The following is a 17,221-nucleotide window of genomic DNA, read 5'->3' on the forward strand; positions in this document are numbered from 1 at the left end:
CCTATGCTTCCGAGGTCGCCCGGAGACGTCTCGGTCGGAGCGGCCTCTCGGAAGGAATCTCGTGACCCTGCTGCGCCTCGTGCTCAGGGCCATCACGCCGTACTGGATCTGGGTGCTCCTGGTGGTGCTCTTCCAGATCGTCGGCGTGCTGGCCGCCCTCTATCTGCCCACCCTGAACGCCGACATCATCGACGAGGGCGTCGCCAAGGCCGATGTCCCGGTGATCTGGCAGCTGGGCCGGCTGATGCTGCTCATCTCCTTCGGCAACATCATCGCGCTGGTCGCGGCGAACTACTTCGCGGCCCGCTCCGCGATGAGGGTGGGCAAGGACCTGCGCTCGAGGGTGTTCTCGCAGGTCGCCTCCTTCTCCCCGCGCGAGCTCGCCGAGTTCGGCACGCCCTCGCTGATCACCCGCTCGACGAATGACGTCCAGCAGGTGCAGATGCTGGTCTTCTTCTCCCTGAACATGCTGGTCCAGGCCCCGGTGACGGGTATCGGCGGCGTGATCCTGGCGCTGCGCGTCGAGCCCGGGATGGCCTGGCTGATCGCGGTGATGGTGCCGGTGATGCTGGTGGCCGTCGGCATCCTGATCTTCCGCGCCGCACCGCTTTTCAAGCAGATGCAGGGCAAGATCGACGACATCAACTCGGTGCTGCGCGAGCAGATCACAGGCATCCGCGTGCTGCGCGCCTTCGTGCGCGAGGATCGCGAGCGCGAGCGCTACGGCGTCGTGAACGGCCAGGTCACCGACCTCAACCGCCGCATCGGCCTGCTGATGATCCTCATCAACCCGATCATCATGTTCATCCTGAACGTCTCCAGCGTGATGGTGCTGCTGGTCGCGGCGCCCCGCATCGACTCGGGCCAGATGGAGGTCGGCTCGATCACCGCCTTCATCGCCTACCTGATGCAGATCCTCATCGCGGTCATGATGGCGACCTTCATGACGATGATGATCCCCCGTGCGATGGTCTCCGCCGAGCGCATCTCCGAGGTGCTGGACACCGAGACCAGCGTCCACCAGCGCACCGACGGCGTGCGGGACATCGACGGTCCGGTCGAGCTCACCTTCGAGGACGTCTCCTTCACCTACCCGGGCGCCGAGCGCCCGGTGCTCGAGAACATCTCCTTCTCCGCCCGCGCCGGGCAGACGGTCGCGATCATCGGCGGCACCGGCGCCGGCAAGACCACGCTGATCAACCTGGTGCCGCGCCTGATGGACGCGAGCGAGGGCCGGGTGCTGCTGAACGGCCACGACGTGCGCGACCTCGACGCGCGCGTGCTCTGGGACCGGGTGGGCCTGGTCCCGCAGCGCCCCTACCTGTTCTCCGGCACCGTCGCCTCGAACCTGCGGTTCGGGAACCCCTCGGCCGACGACGAGCAGCTCTGGCACGCGCTCACCGTCGCGCAGGGGCGGGACTTCGTCGCCTCGATGCCGACCGCGCTCGACTCCCCGATCGCGCAGGGCGGCACCAACGTCTCCGGCGGGCAGCGGCAGCGGCTGTGCATCGCCCGGGCCCTGGCCGCGACGCCCTCGCTGTACCTCTTCGACGACTCCTTCAGCGCGCTGGACCTCACCACCGATGCGAAGCTGCGGGCGGCCCTGGTCCCCGAGACCCGCGATGCGCTGATGCTGATCGTCGCCCAGCGCGTCTCGACCATCACCGGCGCGGATCTGATCCTGGTGCTGGACAACGGCCGGATCGTCGCGCAGGGAACCCATGGCGAGCTCCTCGAGAGCTCCGAGACCTATCAGGAGATCGTCCGCTCGCAGGGCGTCGAGGAGGAGGTGGCCTGATGAGCGACTCAGAGCAGCACACGCAGAAGCCCGTCGCCGCGGCGGGCGACGAGGCCTCCACCGCCGCCGAGATCGCCTCGGAGAAGGACGCCGCCCGCGGGCTGCGCCCCGGCCAGAGCGCCCGGAACTTCTGGCCCTCGACCAAACGCCTGGTGCGCGAGATGGGCCCCGAGCGCCTCTACCTCTTCGCCGCGATCCTGGTCGGGTTCGTCTCCGTGGCCTTCTCCGTGGTGGGACCGCGCATCCTCGGCCACGCCACCGACCTCATCTTCACCGGTCTGATCTCGAAGAACCTCCCCGCGGGCGCCGATCCGGCCGACGTGATCGCCGGTCTGCGCGCCGACGGCCAGGACACCTTCGCGGACATGCTCTCGGGCATGACCCTCACCCCCGGCGAGGGCATCGACTTCGTCGCGCTGCACCAGACCCTCGCGCTGGCCGTCGGCCTCTTCGCCGTCTCGGCGCTGCTGATGTGGTTCCAGGGCCTGGCGCTGAACCGCATCATCTACCGCATGGTCTCGCGCCTGCGCCGCGAGGTGGAGGAGAAGCTGCACCGGCTGCCGCTGGCGTACTTCGACCGGATGAAGCGCGGCGAGATCCTCTCGCGGGTCACCAACGACATCGACAACATCCAGAACACCCTGATGAACACCGTCACGGGCCTGGTGAACTCGATCCTCATGGTGATCGGCGTGCTGATCATGATGTTCACGATCTCCTGGCAGCTCTCGCTCATCGCGCTCGCGGTGATCCCGGTGGCCCTGCTGGTGACGGGCATCGTCGGCAAGCGGGCGCAGAAGCTCTTCGCCCAGCAGTGGGACGCGACCGGCGTGGTGAACTCCGAGGTCGAGGAGGCGTACACCGGGCACTCCCTGGTGACCGTCTTCGGCCGACGCGACGAGGTCGCCGCCCGCTTCGAGGAGCGCAACGAGACCCTGTTCCGCGCCACCTTCGGCGCCCAGTTCGTCTCCTCCCTGATCATGCCGCTGATGATGTTCGTGGGGAACCTGTCCTACGTGGCGATCGCGATCGTGGGCGGGCTGCGGATCATCTCCGGCCAGCTCACCCTCGGCGACGTGCAGGCCTTCATCCAGTACTCGCGCCAGTTCACCCAGCCGCTCTCGCAGGTCGCCTCGATGGCGACGATGCTGCAGTCCGGGGTGGCCAGCGCGGAGCGCGTCTTCGAGCTGCTGGACGCCGAGGAGCAGGAGTCCGAGACCACGGTGACCACGGCCGCGGCCGGCATCCGGGAGGGCCGGGTCGAGTTCGAGCACGTGCGCTTCTCGTACACCCCCGAGCGCGAGCTGATCCGTGACCTGTCCCTGGTCGCCGATCCCGGGCACACGGTCGCGATCGTGGGGCCGACGGGTGCCGGCAAGACCACCCTGGTGAACCTCGTGATGCGCTTCTACGAGGTGGACGGCGGTCGGATCACGATCGACGGGATCGACATCCGCGACCTCACCCGCGCCCAGCTGCGCGAGCGCACCGGGATGGTCCTCCAGGACACCTGGCTGTTCAAGGGGTCGCTGCTGGAGAACATCCGCTACGGGCGACTGGACGCGAGCGACGAGGAGGTCATCGAGGCGGCTCGCGCCACCCACGTCGACGACTTCGCGCGCCAGCTCCCCGAGGGCTACGACACGGTCGTGGACGACGACGAGACGACGCTGTCCGCCGGCGAGAAGCAGCTGGTCACGATCGCCCGCGCGTTCCTGGCCCAGCCGAACCTGCTGATCCTCGACGAGGCCACCTCGAGCGTGGACACCCGCACCGAGGTGCTCGTGCAGCAGGCGATGAACCGTCTGCGCTCAGGGCGCACCAGCTTCGTGATCGCCCACCGCCTCTCCACCATCCGCGACGCGGACCTGATCCTGGTGATGGAGGCCGGCGACATCGTCGAGCAGGGCGACCACGAGGAGCTGCTCGCCCAGGGCGGGGCCTACGCCCGGCTGTACCGCTCGCAGTTCGAGGGCGCCGCGGTGGACGTCGACGCCGAGGCGGAGCTCTCCGGGCACGGCGCCGAGGACGAGGTCGCGACCACCACCGGCGAGATGTCGCTCGGCGGCTGAGGCCGGGGGCGCGAGGGGTGAAGCACACCTCAGTGTTTGGTTTTCATACAGCACTGTGAATACTATTCATCGGTGACTTCGTATCGCCCTCGCCGCCGCGCCCTGCTGCGCGCGGCGCCCCTGGCTCTGGCCGCCGCCGCGCTGACGCCGGCGCTCGCCTCGTGCACCCGTGCCTCGGAGACTCTGGACGCCGAGTCGAACGCCGTGCCCGAGGTGGACCTCAGCGGGATCGAGGAGGTCCCGGAGATCTCCGCACTGCTCCCCGCGTCGATCCGCGAGCGGGGCGAGCTCGTCAACGGGGCCGCGCTGAACTACGCGCCCGGCGAGTTCGTGGGCAGCAGCGGCGAGGCGATCGGCTACGACATGGACATCCTCGCGGCGATCGGCGAGGTCCTCGGGCTGCGCACCCGCACCGAGGCCGCGGTGTTCGCGCAGATCATCCCCGCCGTCGGCTCCACCTACGACGTCGGCATCTCCAGCTTCACCATCAACGAGGAGCGGCTCGCGGCCGTCTCGATGGTGTCCTACTTCCAGGCCGGGATCTCCTACGCCGTGAAGGCGGGCAACCCGTACGGCATCCATCCCGACGATCTCTGCGGCCAGCGCGTCGCACTCCAGGTGGGCACCTATCAGGAGGAGCTCTCCCTCGAGCGCTCCCAGGAGTGCCGCGACGAGGGCGACGCCGCCTATGATCTGCTCGCCTACGCCTCGAACTCCGATGCGGCGACCAACGTGGCCGGCGGCAAGGGGGACATCCTCATGGCCGACTCCCCGGTCACCGCGTACGCCATCGCCCGGTCCCGTGGCACCCTCGAGCAGATCGGCGAGATCGAGGAATCCGCTCTGAACGGCATCGTCGTCGCCAAGGACCAGCCCGAGCTCGCCGAGGCGATCCGCGCGGCGCTGCAGCATCTCATCGACACCGGCCACATGGAGCGGATCCTCGCTGCATGGGGCAACGACGCAGGCATGATCCCGACCGCGGAAGTGAACCCCCAGCCGTGACCACCACCCAGCCCCCCGCCCCTGACGACCCGTCGGTCCCACCGCCGGCCGCCGCACAGGGCGTCACCCCGCTGCGCGTCAAGGCCGCCCCGCGCCCCGGCACCTGGATCTCGGCCGTGATCGTGGCCCTGCTGGTGCTGGGCCTCGTCTCCTTCCTGGTGACCAACCCGGTGCTCGAGTGGGGCACCGTCGCGACCTACCTCCTGGACGTCAAGGTCATCCAGGGAGTCGGCTGGACCCTCCTGCTCACGCTCCTGTCGATGGTGCTCGGCACCGTCGTGGCGCTGACGGCCGCGATCATGCGTCGCAGCGACAATCCCGTGCTGCGCGGCGTGAGCTGGGCGTACATCTTCGTGTTCCGCGGCATCCCCGTGTATACCCAGCTGGTGTTCTGGGGCCTGTTCACCGTGATCGTCCCGAAGATCGTGGTCGGCGTGCCCTTCGGCCCGGAGCTGCTGAGCTTCTCCACGCGCGATCTGCTCACCGCCTTCTGGGCCGCGGTGATCGGCCTGGGCCTGAACGAGGGCGCCTATCTCGCCGAGATCATCCGCTCGGGCCTGAACTCGGTGGACAAGGGCCAGACCGAGGCCTCCAAGGCGCTGGGCATGAGCAACGGGCGGATCCTGCGCCGCATCATCGTGCCGCAGGCGATGCGTGTGATCGTGCCGCCGTTGGGCAACGAGACGATCGGCATGCTGAAGACCACGTCGCTGGTGCTCGCCGTGCCCTTCACCCTCGACCTCACCTTCGCCACCAACGGCATCGCCAACAAGCTGTTCACGCCGATCCCGCTGCTGATCGTCGCGGCGCTGTGGTATCTCGCCATCACGAGCGTGCTCATGGTGGGCCAGCACTACCTCGAGCGCCACTTCGGTCGGGGCTTCGACGCCCGCACCCCCGCCAGGGGCGGCGGCAGGCGCTCCCGCCAGGCGGCCGTGAACAGCGCCGGGACCACTCCGCAGAACCCGCTCCCGGAGGTGGAGCTCTGATGACGAACACCCCTGAGCAGACCCGCGCCGTGATCGCGGTCGAGGACGTCCACAAGATGTTCGGCGACCTGCACGTGCTGAAGGGCTGCGATCTCGTCGTGAGCGCCGGGGAGGTGGCCGTGCTGGTCGGACCGTCGGGCTCGGGCAAATCCACCCTGCTGCGCTGCATCAACCAGCTCGAGGAGCCGACCGCCGGGCGCGTGCTCGTGGACGGCGAGGTGCAGGGCTACCGGCCCGAGCCGCTGCCCGACGGACGCTGGCAGAAGCTCAGCTCTGCCCAGATCGCCGTGCAGCGGTCGAGGATCGGCATGGTCTTCCAGCGCTTCCATCTGTTCCCCCATCTCACGGCGCTCGGAAACGTCATGGAGGCCCCGGTCCAGGTGCGCGGGCTGTCCAAGGCCGCGGCGGAGGAGAAGGCGCGCACCCTGCTCGAGCGGGTGGGCCTGGCCGATCGCGCCGACCACTACCCCTCCGAGCTCTCCGGCGGTCAGCAGCAGCGCGTCGCGATCGCGCGGGCTCTGGCGATGGACCCCGAGCTGATGCTCTTCGACGAACCCACCAGCGCCCTGGACCCGGAGCTGGTCTCCGAGGTGCTCGCCGTGCTGAAGGATCTCGCGGCCGATGGCATGACCATGGTCGTGGTCACCCACGAGATGGGCTTCGCCCGTGAGGTCGCCGACCAGGTCGTGTTCATGGACGAGGGCCGCATCCTCGAGCGCGGCACCCCCGAAGAGGTCATCGACCACCCGCGCTCCGAGCGGCTGAAAGGCTTCCTCGCCTCGGTGCTGTGACGAGGCGGCTCTCCGGGCCGCCGGGGCGGCCCCAGGGTCAGGCGGCGGGGATCTCGAACTCGCCGCGGAACTCGGGGACGGTCGCGTCCTCGCCGAGGATCTTCATCTCGGGCCGCACGTACGCGCCGCTGAGGGTGTCACCGGTCTGCTCGACGTAGATCGGGATGTACCCGGCGCCGCCGCCGTCCCGGCGGGAGGCGCCCTCGAAGTTCTCGAAGCCCGCGGCGGCGAGCTCCTCGTCCGCGGTCGAGGCGTAGTTGACCTCCTCGCCGCCGTCGTCGAGCACGAAGTCCTGCTGGCTGATGACGCCGCCGAACTGATCCCCGGCCGTCACCTCGACCTCGAGGTAGATCATCTCGCCGTCGGGGTTGTCGGAGGCCAGGTAGTACTCGGTGGGGTTGTGGCGCACTGCGGAGACGATCGTGATCACGTCGCCGGTCTCCTCATCGGTGAACTCGGTGCCGATCTCGACCACGGCGGACTCCTCGGAGGACCCGGCCGCGCCGTCGCCGGCCTCCTCCTCGCCCCCGCCGTCGCTCGCCGCGGCGTCGTCGGCCTCCGCGTCCGTGTCTCCCGAGTCGCCCGCAGGGGCCTCCTGCTCAGCTGCGGCGCCCCCGTCCCGCTCCTCTGCAGGGGCGTCGTCCGTGCCCCCGCACGCGGTCAGGGCGAGCACGGTCGCGGCGGCCAGGGTGGTGCATCGGATGATGATCGTGCGGGACATGGCGTCCTCCTCAGTGGGTGTGGGATCACCATATGCGCTGGTCAGGTAGGGGGCGATGGGGAGCCCTCCCCATGCAGCCCTCCCCATGCAGCACTCCCCATCACCCGCTCGCCGTCACCACTCCAGGATCTGCCAGCGCTTCTTCTTCGCCACGGCGTACAGGCCCAGGTCGGGGGCGACGACCGCGGGGGTGCCCACCAGGTCGAGCCAGGCCGCGTCGGCGTGGGAGTCGCCGTAGCCGTAGGAGGTGGAGAGGTCGGCGCCGTGCTGCGCCGCGTACTTGCGCAGCCAGTTCGCGCGGGCCTCGTCGACCAGCGGGGGAGTGGCGAGATAGCCGGTCATCACGCCGTCGGCGTCCTCGTCCATGTGGGTGGCGACGACCTCGTCGAACAGGTCCGCGAGCGGCTCGACCAGCACGTCCAGCGCGCCGGAGACCAGCACCGTGCGGTGGCCCGCGGCGCGGTGGCGCTCGATGGTCTCGAGCGCCTCCGGGCGGATGGAGGCGCGGATGCGGCGCCCGGCCTCGCCCTGCATCAGAGCGCGGAGGTCCTGGCTGCGGAAGCCCTTGTAGCGGCGGTTGACCAGGCGGATCAGCTCCGAGCGGTCACGCTGGTCGGCGCGGAGGTAGCCGGGCACCGCGGCGAGCAGGCCGCCGATCTCGGCGGGCCAGGTGCGGCGCGGCTTCGTGGCACGGACCACCGAGAAGTACTGCTGGACGATGTTCGTGGCCAGCACGGTGCCGTCGAGGTCGAAGACGGCCAGGGAGTCGGGGGACTCCTTGAGCGCGCGGGCAGGGCGCGAGGCGCGCTTGTTCTGCGCGGACTTCGCCCGCGAGTACGCCTTGGTGAGCTCGGTGACCGCCGGGAGGTGCTGGTCCTGGAAGTAGTCCTTCCAGACCAGGCCCTCGATGTCGAAGTCGTGGGTGGCCAGGAACTCCGGCGACAGCTCCTCGCGCAGCGCGCGGGTGTTGGCGTCGTCGAAGACCATCTCGGTCTTCGTGTAGTGGCGGTAGAGCTCGATGTACTTGCGCAGCATCGTCAGCCCCGAGGTGGCCTTGTGCAGGCCGGAGGTCCACTCGCGGGTGCGCTTGGTGGCGGGCAGGTAGGCGACCGCGGCGGAGCCCAGCTTCGCCGAGAGCTCCTTGGCGCGGAACCGCTGCTCGACCATCTCCACGGCGGGGAAGGACCACTCGGGCACCTGGATCGGCCGGCCCTTGTCGTCCTCCAGCGGGTGCGCCACGAAGTACTCGCGCACCGCCGTGACCATCTCGTGGAAGGGCAGCGGGTTGGAGGCGCCGGAGACCACCTGGTAGTAGGCGTCGTCACCGCGGCGGGAGACCTCCTGGGTGGCCAGCGCGACGATCACGTTGACGACGTGGTCCACCGGGATGACGTCGAGGATCGAGTCGGCCAGGCCCGGGAACTCGGGAAGCATGCCGCGGCCGTAGGCCATGATCAGCGGGTCGGCGACCTTGTAGCCGTCGATCCAGCCCGGGTAGGGCTTCGTCACGGCGGACTCGATGATGGAGGGCCGCACGAAGGAGACGCGGTGGCCGTTGCCGGCCCACAGCTCCTCGGCGACCTGCTCGGCCATCGCCTTGGTGAAGGTGTAGATGTCGGTCCAGCCGACGGACTGCGCGCGGGTGCGGCCGAAGTCGATCAGGCGATCGTCGACCCACTCGCGACGGGAGTCCTCGGAGGCGGTGGCGACGGACTTGGGGCCCATGCGGCCCACGCGCACCTTCGCGGCGCGGATCTGGGAGCGCAGGGTCTCGGGCCGGCGCGACTCGGCCTCGACACGGGCGCGGGCGGCGAGCGCGGCCTCGTACTCGGCGCGCCAGTCGACGTCGGCCTGGAGGGAGCCCTCCTGGCGCAGACCCTTGGAGATGCCGCCGACATAGGCGGTGGAGACGTGGATGACGTGCGGGTCCTGGCCGGAGGCGAGCAGGGCCTCGTAGAGGTTCCGCGCTCCGCCGACGTTGGTGCGGAAGGCCTCGTCGATCGGCGGGTCGAAGGACACCGAGGACGCGGAGTGGATCACGACGTCGACGGGGTCGGTGATCGCGGGCATGTCGGTGAGGTCGCCCTCGAGCACCCCCACGCGAGTGTCGAAGATCTGCTTCAGGCGGGCCTTGCCGTCGACCGGCTCCCCGCCCTCCTCGGACTCCGCGGCGCTGATCAGATCGGCCCAGGAGGAGAAGACGGGCTTGCGCAGCAGCTGCTCGAGGCGCTTGCGCCCGGTGACCGAGCCCTTGGGGCGCACCACGGCGGTGACGTGGACGTCCTCGGTGCTCTCCAGGAGCGATCGCAGCACGGCCTGGCCCAGGAACCCGGTCACGCCGGTCAGAAGGATCCGACGGCCCCCGCTGGTCGAGCCGCCGGCGGCGGGCTGAACGGCGGGCGAGGTGCTGTGCGTCATGGGATCCTCTGTGGACGGGTACGGCGGGGTGCTCTGGGCGGCTCGCAGGCGCGCGATCCGGGGACGGGCCGACGGTGCGCGAGGCCCTGCGCGCTTCCCACCAGGGAGCTTCTCCGCGCTGGTCAGGGCGTCGCTAGTGTATCGTAGCCGCCATGCATAGGGCCCTGATCACCGGCGGCACTGCAGGAATCGGGGCCGCCTTCGCCAGAGCGTTCGCGGGCCGTGGGACGGCCCTCGTGCTGGTCGCGCGGGATGCCGATCGCCTCGCCGAGTCCGCCGCGCAGCTGCGTCGCGAGTTCGGAGTCGAGGTCGAGACCCTCGCCGCCGACCTCTCCGATCGCGATGCGCAGCAGCGCGTCGCCGACCGTCTCGCGACCTCCGACGCGCCCGTCGACGTCCTCGTCAACAACGCCGGGTTCTCCGTGCGATCGAGCCTGCTCGACGAGGACATCTCCCAGCATGACCTCGGCTTCGAGGTGATGATCCGCGCCGTGCTCAAGCTCGGCGGCGCGGCTGGCCGGGCGATGAGCGAGCGCGGGCACGGCTGGATCATCAACGTGGGATCCGTCTCGGCGCTGGTGACCCAGAACAACTACTCCGCGATCAAGGCCTGGGTGGGCAACTACTCCGAGTCCCTGGGCGTGCAGCTCTCCAGCACGGGCGTGCAGGTGACGGCGCTGATGCCGGGCTGGGTGCGCACCGAGTTCCACTCGCGTGCCGGCATCAAGGGCTCCTCCATCCCCGGTCCCCTCTGGTTGGATGCAGAGCGCCTCGTCGAGGACTGCCTGCGCGACGTGGCCCGCGGCAAGCCGGTCTCCATCCCCTCGACCCGGTGGAAGCTGATCGCGGCGGTGCTGCGCACCACGCCGCGCGGTCTTGTCGCCCGGCTGAGCGCGCTGCTCAGCCATCGTCGCAACCGGGAGAAGTGATCGCTTGACCTCGAAGGACATCCCGCAGACCCCCGAGCCCGAGGGGTCCGACGGCGTGGCCGGCGACCCGGGCGATCTCGGCGGCGTCGGCCCCGGCGAGGCCATCGAGGCGCCGGAGCTCGAGGACGAGCAGGCGGAGCCCGGCTCGATCGCCCCCGCCGCGTCCGCTGCGTCCGCCGCGACGCCGCAGTCCCCGGATCAGGAGTCTCCCGATCGGGAGGCCGCCGCGACGGAGGATGCTGCGCCCGAGGGCGACGCCGCGGACTCCCCGGCCCCGGAGCGATCCGCCCGGACCGCGGGGGAGGACCTCCGTGAGAGGTCCAAGGCTCTGCTGGGGTCGCTGTCGGCCCGCTCCCGTGGCGAAGGCTGGGAGCGCCCCGAGGGGGAGCTGGCCAAGTACCGCTCCCGCTGGCGGGCGGCGGTGCGGTTCGTCCTGCAGCGCGGCTTCTTCGGCGCGGTGGTCGCCTCGAACCTCACCACCTCCCGCGAGGTGCACCGCCGGGTGCGCACCGTGCGGGGACCGTTCGTGCTGGTCGCGAACCACTCCAGCCATATCGACGCCCCCATGCTGGCGCGCTGCCTGCCCTGGGCCCAGGCGCGGTTCCTCTCCACCGGCGTCGCGGCGGACTACTTCTTCACCGTCTGGTACCGCCGGCTGTTCGTGCGCCTGCTGTTCAACGCCTTCCCGATCGACCGCGGCGGCTCCCGCAGGCACTCCGGCACCTCGCGCAAGCTGCTGCGCTCCGGTGTGCCGATCCTCGTCTTCCCCGAGGGGACCCGCCAGCTGGACGGCGTGCTCGCCGACTTCAAGCCCGGCGGCGCGGCGCTCGCGATCAGTGTGGGTGTGCCCGTCATCCCCGCCGCGATCATCGGCGCCCACGAGGCGATGCCCAAGGGGCGCAGCTGGCCGAAGCCAGGCCGCCCGCCCGTGCGCGTCGTCTTCGGCGAGCCGATGATCTCCGAGGTGGGCGAGACCGCGGTCGAGTTCTCGACCCGGATCCACGCCCGCGTCAAAGACCTGTACGACGAGCATCGAGATGTGATCCTGGGCGATGCCGCCCGGGGCGAGGAGGGTTCCGCATGAGCGATCGGCTGAGCGCACGCGAGGTCAAGCGGCACAAGTGGTGGGGCTGGGGCCTGGACGACGTCACCTTCCGCTACGACAACAAGCCGGCCTTCCCGGCCCTGGCGAAGAACAAGGTGGGCGTCGACCTCGACTCGAAGCAGCCGGTCGAGCCGGACCTGTCGGACCTCGAGGTGCCCGCCTCGCAGCTCCCCGCCGCGGTGCGCGCCCTGCTGGTGGACGTGGTGGGCGAGGAGAACGTGCTCGACGACGACGAGTACCGCGTCGTCCACTCCTTCGGCCGCTCCCTGCCGGACCTGTTCCGGGTGCGGGGCGGGCACTTCGACCGCCTGGTCGACGCGATCGTGTACCCCGTCTCCGAGGCCGAGGTCGCCGCGATCCTGCGCGTGGTCCTCGAGCAGGACCTGGTGCTGATCCCCTACGGCGGCGGCTCCTGCATCTCCGGCTCCGTCACCCCCGACGCGGCCGAACAGCGTCCGATCCTCACCATGAACCTCGGCCGCATGCGCGAGGTGATCGAGATCGACGACACCGCGGGCCTGGCCCGGGTGGAGGCCGGCGTGTACGGTCCGGACCTCGAGGAGCAGCTCAACGCCCTGGGATGGACCGTCGGCCACTTCCCCGACTCCTTCACCTACTCCACCCTCGGCGGCTGGGCGGCGACCCGCTCCTCCGGGATGCAGTCGGACAAGTACGGCGACATCGAGGACATCGTGCGCGGGATGCGTCTGGTCCATCCCGAGGGCGTCGCGGTCACCAAGCCGATCCCTGGTCGTGATTCCGGCCCGAGCGTGCACGAGATGATCCTGGGCAGCGAGGGCCGCCTGGGCGTGATCACCGAGGCGACCGTGCAGGTGCACCGCCTCGCCCCGGTCCGCCAGGTCATCGCCTACATGTACCCCGACTGGGAGCACGGCATCCGCGGCATGCACGCGATCGCCCGCTCCACGGACGTGACCCCCACCTTCACCCGTCTCTCGGACGGGCCGGAGACCGAGTTCAGCCTGTCGATGGTCAAGGAGCCCAGCTCGACCAAGGGCAAGGTGGCCGCGAAGGTGCAGGACGGCCTGTTCGCGTACCTGCGCTCCAAGGGCTGGGACACCACCAACGAGATGTCGATCTCCTACGTCTGCTTCGAGGGCTCGAAGGAGTCCGTCGAGCAGCAGAAGGCGATCGTGAAGAAGATCGTGAAGAACGCCGGCGGCATCACCCTCGGCGCCGGCCCCGGGGCGATCTACGACCAGAAGAAGTTCGACACCCCGTACCTGCGGGACTTCCTGATGAACTACCAGGTCTTCGGCGACGTGTGCGACACGGGCGCGACCTGGTCGGACATCAACGAGGTCCACTCCACGGTCTACGACGCGTTCTACGCAGTCCAGGAGCAGCAGGGCCTGCCCGGCTTCATGTTCTGCCACATGTCGCACAGCTACCACGCCGGGGCCTGCCTCTACTTCACCTTCGCCTTCCCGTACTCCTCCGAGGAGCAGGCGCTCGACCAGTACTACGCGGCCAAGCGCGCGGTGCAGCAGGCCTTCGTGGACCTCGGCTCCACGGTCTCCCACCACCACGCCGTGGGCACGGAGCACCAGCCCTGGATCACCCAGGACATCGGTGAGGTCGGGACGCGCATGGTCCAGGGCCTGTTCGCCGCCAACGACCCGGGGCGGAACCTGAACCCCGGCAAGGTCACCACCCCCTGAGCGCCGTGACCAGCCGAGTCCTGGTGCTCCGCCACGGCGAGTCCACCGCGAACGTCGAGGGCCTGATCGTCTCCGTCCCCGGTCCTCGCGCCCTGACGGAGGTGGGCCTGACCCCGCTCGGCCGCGAGCAGGCGCGCCGGGCCGCGGCCCAGGGCCTCGCCCAGGGTCTGGGGCCGGGGACCGTGGTGATCTCGAGCGACTTCGCGCGGGCGCTGCAGACCGCCGAGGAGTTCGCCGCGGGGATCGGCGCCGCCGCGCCCCGCGTGGACGAGCGGCTGCGCGAGCGCAGCTTCGGCGGGTACGACGAGGGGCCCGCGAGCGCGTACGACGAGGTCTGGCGGGTCGACCGCGGGCGCGGCACCCACGAGGGCGGGGTCGAGCAGGTCGCGGCCGTCGCCGCGCGTGTGCTCGCCGTGCTCCGGGAGGCCGACGACCTCGCCAGCACGGCGCCGGTGGTGCTGGTCGCCCACGGCGACGTCCTGCAGATCGCGCTCGCGCTCGGCGCCGGGGCCGACCCGCACGAGCACCGCGACGTGCCGCACCTCGGCAACGCCGAGCTGCGGGAGATCGGCGCGGGTCGGGACGCCGCCGGCTCATGAGCCCTGCACCGCCCGGAGGCACAGAGATCACTGTCGCCGGGGACCTGTGCACAGTGCGCGCGCTCGTCGAGGCGTTCTTCACCGAACGCGGCTGGAGCGTTCACGAGCGCGACCGTGAGCGCTTCACGATCGAGACCGGCAGCGTGCGGCGGTCGGTGCTGATGGGGGCCTTCGCCGGGTCGCGCTTCCGGCTGAGCGCCACGATCTCGCTGCGTGAGGTGCCGGGGGAGGTCGGGGTGCGCTACGTCTGGGGTGCCGACGCTGGAGCGCATCTCGGAGGGATCGTCGGCCGCTCCCGGTCGGCCCGTGCACATCTCGCGACCGCAGCGGCGCTCATCGAGCATCTGGGAGCCGACGGGCGCGCCGTGCGCTCGCGCCCGCTCTGACCCGAGCCGTCGCAGACAGCGCGGAGAGGCTCCCTCGCCGTTGAAGGAGCCCTGCGTGAACCATAGCGCCGACGCCATGAGAATCACATCACATCCGGGTCACGGTTGTGACGCCGGTCGCGTCCTAGGATGGTCCGACCGCCTTCCGAGACGGACCGAGAACCTCAGCGACAGGATGAAGGACATCATGACTTTGCGCATCGCCGTCTTCGGCGAGAACCGGCACGAGAAGGTCGACCCCACCGTGCAGGCGATCTATCCCGAGGGGATGCACACCGTGATCGCGGAGGCGCTGCGCTCCCTGCTCGCGGCTGACGGGGTGGACGCCGAGGTGCGCGTCGCCCTGCTCGACGACATCGAGGAGTCGCTCTCCGAGGAGGCGCTCGCCGAGACCGACGTGCTCACCTGGTGGGGCCACATGGCGCACGAGGACGTGCCCGACGAGGTCGTCGAGCGCGTGGTGCGTCGCGTCCACGAGGGCATGGGCCTGATCCCGCTGCACTCGGCCCACTACTCCAAGGTCTTCAAGGCCCTGATGGGCACCACCTGCAACCTGCTGTGGCGCAACGAGGGCGAGGAGGAGCGGGTCTGGACCGTCAACGGCTCCCATCCCATCGCCCGCGGCATCCCGCACCCGATCGTCATCCCGGCCCAGGAGATGTACGGCGAGATGTTCGACATCCCCGCCCCCGACGAGCTGGTGTTCGTCTCCTCCTTCGCCGGCGGAGAGGTGTTCCGCTCCGGCGCCGTGTTCCGGCGCGGCAAGGGCAAGGTCTTCTATTTCAGCCCCGGCGACCAGGAGTACCCCGTCTACCACCAGGCGGAGATCCAGCGGGTCCTCGCCAACGCGGTCCAGTGGGCTCGTCCCGAGGAGCGCGAGAGCGCGCCGGTGAAGATCGCCAACGCCCCGCGCGACTGGTTCCGCGGCGAGGGGCCGGACGGAGTCTCGCGTGTCATCTGATCTCGCAGCCCAGGACCTGGCCGCCGCGCAGGGCACCGACACCGCGGCCGCCCCGGTGCCCGCCCCGCAGCTGACCGGCTTCCCGAAGCTCCCCTCGGACCGTCCCGCCCGCGTGGTCGTGGTCGGCGCCGGAGGCATGGGCAGCTGGTGGGCCCGGGAGGTCGCGGCGAGCTCCGTCGCAGAGCTCGTGGGCGTCGCGGACCTCGTCGAGGGCGCACCGCAGCGCGTCATCGAGCAGGCCGGGGTCCCTGACCCGTCGGCCGTCGCGAGCGGCACCGACGGCGTGGATCTCGCCGTCGAGCTCGGGGCGGACCTGCTCATCAACCCGACCGTGCCGCTGGCGCATCACCCGGTGACCGTGAAGGCGCTGCACGCCGGGATCCCGGTGCTGGGCGAGAAGCCCGTCACCGAGACCCTGCCGGAGGCGCTCAGCCTGGTGGCGCACACGGAGCTCACCGGGGTGCCGTTCATGGTCTCCCAGTCGCGGCGCTTCTTCCGCCAGGTGCGGCAGCTGCGCAGTTTCGTCGCCGCCCACGGGCCCACGGTGCTCACCAGCGCCTTCTTCTCGCTGTTCACCGAGATGGAGGGCTACCGCCGCACCCAGCGGCATCCGCTGCTGAGGGACATGGGCATCCACGCCTTCGACACCGCCCGCTACATCATGGACGCGGATCCGGTGGCGGTCACCGCCCGGGGCGCGCAGCCGGAGTGGAGCGTCTATGAGCACGACGCGACAGTGACGGCGACCTTCGAGATGTCCGACGGGTCGCTGTTCGTCTACAACGGCACCTGGAACGCCCGCGGCCTGCCCACCTACTGGAACAGCGAGTGGCGGATCGGGGCCCAGCAGGGCTCGGCCACCTGGGACGGCAAGGGCGCCCCGGTGCTCGGCACCGAGGACGAGCAGGCCACCGCCCGTCTGCAGGACGCGGTCGCCGCCGAGACGGGGGAGGAGCCGGACCAGATCGCCGCCTCGCTCGTCGAGTGCGTCAGTGCCCTGCGCGAGGGTCGCACCCCGATGTGCGAGGTGCACGAGAACCTGCTCAGCTTCGCGATGGTCGAGGCCGCGGTGGCCTCCGTGGAGCGTGGCGAGCGGGTCGAGATCGACGAGCTGCTCGAGCAGGCCCGCGTCGAGGCGATCGCCGCGGAGACCGATCCCGCCGCCCGGGAGCTCATGCAGTCCTGGAGCTCGGTGCGCGACGTGCTCTCCTCGTGAGCGTCACCCTGACGCGTCTGGACCCGACCGGTGCGGATCGCTCCGCGCTGGTCGGGTTCATGTCCCGCAACGAGTTCCCGTTCCACGTGCGCTCGCGCCCGCGCGCCGCGGACATCGAGGGCCTCATCGACAAGGGCGCCTACCGCGACGAGGACAACGACTCGTTCTGGATCGAGCACGGGGAGCTGGGTCGAGTGGGCTTCCTGCGCCTGGAGGACCTCAGCGACGGCGATCCGATGTTCGACCTCCGCCTGGACGCTCCGTTCCGCGGCCGCGGCCTGGGCGCCGAGGTGCTCCGCGCCCTGGCCGACCACGTCTTCGGGACCATGCCGGGCGTGAACCGCATCGAGGGCCAGACCCGCGAGGACAACGTCCCCATGCGCCGGACCTTCCTGCGCAGCGGCTGGGTCAAGGAGGCGCACTACCGGGAGGGCTGGCCGGTGGACGGCGGCGCCCCGCTCGCCTCGGTCGCCTACAGCATCCTGCGGCGCGACTGGGAGACGGGGACGACGACCGAGCTGGTCTGGGACGACCTGGAGCTCTGACGGG

General features: G+C 70.5%; 15 protein-coding genes. 13 read left to right on the plus strand and 2 right to left on the minus strand.

The window, feature by feature from the left end; all coding sequences use genetic code 11:
• The first annotated feature begins 61 nt into the window (after positions 1 to 61).
• The 5 genes from CFK41_RS02870 to CFK41_RS02890 all read left to right on the plus strand — a co-directional run bounded on the left by CFK41_RS02870 (position 62) and on the right by CFK41_RS02890 (position 6,655).
• On the plus strand, positions 62 to 1,798 hold the full coding sequence (locus CFK41_RS02870) for an ABC transporter ATP-binding protein (RefSeq protein WP_096798320.1): 1,737 nt from the start codon (positions 62 to 64) through the stop codon (positions 1,796 to 1,798).
• Positions 1,798 to 3,870 carry an ABC transporter ATP-binding protein gene (locus CFK41_RS02875; protein ID WP_096798321.1) on the plus strand — a complete coding sequence of 691 codons (2,073 nt, stop codon included), beginning with the start codon at positions 1,798 to 1,800 and terminating at the stop codon, positions 3,868 to 3,870. Before CFK41_RS02870 ends, CFK41_RS02875 begins: the two co-directional genes overlap by 1 nt.
• 72 nt (positions 3,871 to 3,942) lie before the next feature.
• Complete coding sequence (locus tag CFK41_RS02880) at positions 3,943 to 4,875, plus strand: ABC transporter substrate-binding protein (RefSeq protein ID WP_096798322.1); 933 nt, start codon at positions 3,943 to 3,945, stop codon at positions 4,873 to 4,875.
• A complete protein-coding gene (locus CFK41_RS02885) occupies positions 4,872 to 5,864 on the plus strand; it encodes an amino acid ABC transporter permease (RefSeq protein WP_096798323.1) in 993 nt (330 codons plus the stop codon). The genes CFK41_RS02880 and CFK41_RS02885 overlap by 4 nt, the downstream gene beginning before the upstream one ends.
• Complete coding sequence (locus tag CFK41_RS02890; RefSeq protein WP_096798324.1) at positions 5,864 to 6,655, plus strand: amino acid ABC transporter ATP-binding protein; 792 nt, start codon at positions 5,864 to 5,866, stop codon at positions 6,653 to 6,655. Before CFK41_RS02885 ends, CFK41_RS02890 begins: the two co-directional genes overlap by 1 nt.
• 37 nt (positions 6,656 to 6,692) lie before the next feature.
• Here the strand turns inward: CFK41_RS02890 and CFK41_RS02895 are convergent, their stop codons facing one another.
• Both CFK41_RS02895 and CFK41_RS02900 read right to left on the minus strand, forming a co-directional pair.
• Positions 6,693 to 7,376 carry a hypothetical protein gene (locus CFK41_RS02895; RefSeq protein ID WP_096798325.1) on the minus strand — a complete coding sequence of 228 codons (684 nt, stop codon included), beginning with the start codon at positions 7,374 to 7,376 and terminating at the stop codon, positions 6,693 to 6,695.
• A gap of 114 nt (positions 7,377 to 7,490) precedes the next feature.
• A complete protein-coding gene (locus CFK41_RS02900) occupies positions 7,491 to 9,794 on the minus strand; it encodes an HAD-IB family hydrolase (protein WP_096798326.1) in 2,304 nt (767 codons plus the stop codon).
• Positions 9,795 to 9,946: 152 nt separating this feature from the next.
• Between CFK41_RS02900 and CFK41_RS02905 the strand changes: the two genes are divergently transcribed.
• The 8 genes from CFK41_RS02905 (at position 9,947) to CFK41_RS02940 (ending at position 17,217) form a co-directional block, all read left to right on the plus strand.
• On the plus strand, positions 9,947 to 10,723 hold the full coding sequence (locus tag CFK41_RS02905; protein ID WP_096798327.1) for an SDR family NAD(P)-dependent oxidoreductase: 777 nt from the start codon (positions 9,947 to 9,949) through the stop codon (positions 10,721 to 10,723).
• A gap of 4 nt (positions 10,724 to 10,727) precedes the next feature.
• Positions 10,728 to 11,807: a 1-acyl-sn-glycerol-3-phosphate acyltransferase gene (locus CFK41_RS02910; protein ID WP_227873182.1), complete on the plus strand. Its 1,080-nt coding sequence runs from the start codon at positions 10,728 to 10,730 to the stop codon at positions 11,805 to 11,807.
• A complete protein-coding gene (locus tag CFK41_RS02915) occupies positions 11,804 to 13,510 on the plus strand; it encodes an FAD-binding oxidoreductase (RefSeq protein WP_096798328.1) in 1,707 nt (568 codons plus the stop codon). The genes CFK41_RS02910 and CFK41_RS02915 overlap by 4 nt, the downstream gene beginning before the upstream one ends.
• A 5-nt stretch (positions 13,511 to 13,515) precedes the next feature.
• Complete coding sequence (locus CFK41_RS02920) at positions 13,516 to 14,109, plus strand: histidine phosphatase family protein (RefSeq protein ID WP_227873183.1); 594 nt, start codon at positions 13,516 to 13,518, stop codon at positions 14,107 to 14,109.
• On the plus strand, positions 14,106 to 14,495 hold the full coding sequence (locus CFK41_RS02925; protein WP_096798329.1) for a hypothetical protein: 390 nt from the start codon (positions 14,106 to 14,108) through the stop codon (positions 14,493 to 14,495). The genes CFK41_RS02920 and CFK41_RS02925 overlap by 4 nt, the downstream gene beginning before the upstream one ends.
• A 187-nt stretch (positions 14,496 to 14,682) precedes the next feature.
• Complete coding sequence (locus CFK41_RS02930; protein WP_096800906.1) at positions 14,683 to 15,456, plus strand: ThuA domain-containing protein; 774 nt, start codon at positions 14,683 to 14,685, stop codon at positions 15,454 to 15,456.
• Positions 15,446 to 16,672 (plus strand): Gfo/Idh/MocA family protein, encoded by a 1,227-nt coding sequence (locus CFK41_RS02935; RefSeq protein WP_227873184.1) that lies wholly within the window; start codon positions 15,446 to 15,448, stop codon positions 16,670 to 16,672. The genes CFK41_RS02930 and CFK41_RS02935 overlap by 11 nt, the downstream gene beginning before the upstream one ends.
• Entirely contained in the window at positions 16,669 to 17,217 is a 549-nt protein-coding gene (locus tag CFK41_RS02940) for a GNAT family N-acetyltransferase (protein WP_096798330.1), read from the plus strand. The genes CFK41_RS02935 and CFK41_RS02940 overlap by 4 nt, the downstream gene beginning before the upstream one ends.
• The last annotated feature ends 4 nt before the right edge of the window (positions 17,218 to 17,221 follow it).

This window comes from Brachybacterium ginsengisoli (assembly GCF_002407065.1).
GTDB classification, from domain to species: Bacteria; Actinomycetota; Actinomycetes; order Actinomycetales; family Dermabacteraceae; genus Brachybacterium; species Brachybacterium ginsengisoli.